Source organism: Terrisporobacter muris (assembly GCF_024621905.1).
GTDB lineage: Bacteria > Bacillota > Clostridia > Peptostreptococcales > Peptostreptococcaceae > Terrisporobacter > Terrisporobacter muris.
Genome location: NZ_JANKBY010000379.1, coordinates 1 through 3,019, shown reverse-complemented (window position 1 = coordinate 3,019; position 3,019 = coordinate 1). Strand labels below are relative to the sequence as shown.

The window sequence follows — 3,019 nt, the reverse complement described above, 5'->3', positions numbered from 1 at the left end:
GTTAAATAGAGATTAAATTCATGGAACTAAAAAAGATATAGGTTATAAGGTAATAACTTATATCTTTTTTATAATTATATTAACTTTGTACCACAGTTTGGGCAAAAGTTTGCACCTTCATTTTTTGTACCACAGTTTGGGCAAAAATTAGGTTTTTTCCCACTAGATGTACCTTCTTGAGTCTCATTATTTTGTGGCTTATTATTCATATTATTAATCATTTCCTGTCCCATCATCATCCCAACTTGTATTCCTGCCATGTCAGAAGCCATAGATCCACCTGAACCACCCTTTGATAAAGAGTCTGCCATAGAAACTTGAGTATATTTATTCATATCACCAATCATACTATGAGACGCTGCTTTTGTTGCCATCTCTTGAACTTCCTTTGGATAAGATACGCTTGATATAGCAAAGTTAGTAATAGCTATACCTATCTTCTCCATTTCCATATCTAAGTCTTCTTGTATACCATTAGATATTTCAAATGCATTTGCTTGAAGATTAAAAATATCTTTACCTTCTTTTACTATCCATTTCATAATAACTTGATCTAACATAGACATAATACGTGATTTTACATCTTCTATAGTGAATTGCTTTTTAACTCCTGCTATTTTATCAATTAATACTTCATAATCAGATATTTTACAACAGAATGTACCAAAAGATTTTATTGGCATTCCCCCTGGAAGGCCTGGTGCAGGTATATTAATAGCATTTTTTGTACCCCACTTCACTGTTAGCTCCTTTGTATTAACAAATAAAACTTCAGCCCTAATTCCACTATTAAAACCAAATCTAAATCCTTTTAATGTTGATAAAAAAGGAATTATTTCTGACTCCATATCAAAACTTCCTTCGTCTTTGAAAATTCCTTCGATTTTACCATTATACATAAATATAGCATCTTGACCCATTCTTACAACCAATTTACTACCTTTTTTTATTTCTTTATTGTCCCATTTCCAAAATAGCATATCATCTCTAAACTCTTCCCATTCAACTACATTAGAAAATTGATTACTAAATAGTCCCATAATACTAACCTCCTAAAACATTATTTCTTCAAAAGAAGAAATAGTTTCATCTTTAATTAAATCACTATACTGTATTTTTTTATAATCATCATTATAACTTATACCTTTATCTGAAGATGCCAGATAAATTCCAAATAATATACCTAATATTACTATAATTATAGCTGCAATTTTAACAGGACTCTTTGGATATTCACCTTTAATTTTCCCAGTTTCTCCATTTATTAAAACATTATAGTGTTTATCTTTATATGTATAAGCTGTCGAATATACAGGTATAAAAATATGTTTATATGTTTCATCTGAGTAATAAGTACGAAGGCTTATTGAGCGAACCCTATCATATCGTCTTAATACATCTCTTTCAGCCATAAAATAAATATCATTTTTCATTTTATTCATAGCATCATTATGAGCGTCCTTCAAATCTATCGTATATATTTCTGAACAATAACCCGACATATAGTCTGGTGAGTATGATGCCACATCTTTTGTATTATATGGCTCAATCCATCCGAGAAGATGTTCACTTAATTTATTAGATGCCCTAACTAAAACATCATCAAAAAAATGATTTATATGACCACTAGTTGGATACCAATTAGTTTCTATCCTTGTACGTTTTTCACCTTTACTGTCCTCATATTCCACTTGATAGTCGATTCCACCCATTGCAGTATAGCTAGTACTCGTGTCTGCGTCAAAAGTCCAATAAGGCATATAAATACCTTGAACCTTATCCTTTTGATATAGTGTCTTTAAAACATTTGGCGCAAGCCATCTTTTTTTAATCCATTGCCTAAATATAGATTCTACATCATACTTATCTATTTTAAAAGGTATTACACCATCAGGAATTATTGACTCTATTTGTTTTTTTGATAGAACATAATGTGATCCACAGTAGGGACAAGTAGTTGCTGTGCTAGTTGCATCAACTTCTACCATAGCCCCACATCCTTCACATTCCATACTTGTAGAAGTTTTTTCTTCTACTTTTATTTTTTTCATTGCATGAATATCAAGATTATGTTCTATAACATCTTCTGGATTATTTTCTATTTCAACTTCAATGCCACAGTTTGGACATTTTAAGGCTTGAGCTGTTGCATTAAATTCCATTACTCCTCCGCAGCCCTCACAATAATAAGATTTACTTATAAGATCACCCCCATAAAACATAATCTTTTAAAATTTTATAATCCTAATTTATTTTTTAAAGCTTGTAATTCATCATCAACCCCAGAGTTAGCTTCTTTATTATCATCATATTTGCTCATTAGATCTTCTATGCTATCTTCTTTATTTGAAGAATTTAATTCAGCCATTGCATTAGCTTCATCTAATTGTCTGTTTATTTTATCTTCCATTTTATCAAAAGCAGATAAACTACCTTTAGCACCATCTACGCTTGAACCAATTTTATTCAATCTCTCTTGTGTTTTAGCAACTGCTAGCTTAGCTTTTAATTGCTCTCTTCTTGCATTTAATTCACCTATATCTTTAACAAGTTTGTCATGCATACTTCTCATTTTTACTGCGTTGTCTGCTGCTATATCATAAGATTGTTGTAAACTTTGTTGATTTTTAGATAATTGAGTTTTCTTTTCTAAGAATGTTTTTGCATCAGATTCATTTCCTGCTATTAAAGCTTTTTCTGCATATCTTTGCATTTTATTTATTTGCTCATTACATTCATCTAACGCTCTTTTAGATCTTTTTTCTTCTGCCATAACAGATGCAGTTTCAGCTTTAACGTTTCCTAAATCACTTTCTAAATTTCTTAAATATTGATTAATTATTTTTGCTGGATCTTCTGCCTTATCTAATAATGCATTAATATTTGAAGACATTATATCTTTAAATCTCGCTATTATACCTGCCATTTTAAACCCTCCTGCTTACAAATCTTTAATACGTAATAATTATTAAAAAATTTAGTTTAATATACCTAATTTTTTAAATAATATTGATATAAA

The 3,019-nt window shown here is 29.9% G+C and carries 3 protein-coding genes; all 3 read right to left on the bottom strand.

Annotated elements, in window-relative coordinates; genetic code table 11:
* Nucleotides 1-74 precede the first annotated feature (74 nt).
* On the bottom strand, nucleotides 75-1,040 hold the full coding sequence (locus tag NSA58_RS18050) for an SPFH domain-containing protein (RefSeq protein WP_039678839.1): 966 nt from the start codon (nucleotides 1,038-1,040) through the stop codon (nucleotides 75-77).
* Nucleotides 1,041-1,052: 12 nt separating this feature from the next.
* The gene (locus tag NSA58_RS18045) at nucleotides 1,053-2,162 is read right to left on the bottom strand and encodes a hypothetical protein (protein WP_052232889.1); all 1,110 of its coding nucleotides are present in this window, start codon (nucleotides 2,160-2,162) and stop codon (nucleotides 1,053-1,055) included.
* A 74-nt stretch (nucleotides 2,163-2,236) separates the two neighbouring features.
* Nucleotides 2,237-2,926, bottom strand: a complete 690-nt coding sequence (locus tag NSA58_RS18040; protein WP_039678838.1) for a PspA/IM30 family protein — start codon at nucleotides 2,924-2,926, stop codon at nucleotides 2,237-2,239.
* Nucleotides 2,927-3,019: the final 93 nt, after the last annotated feature.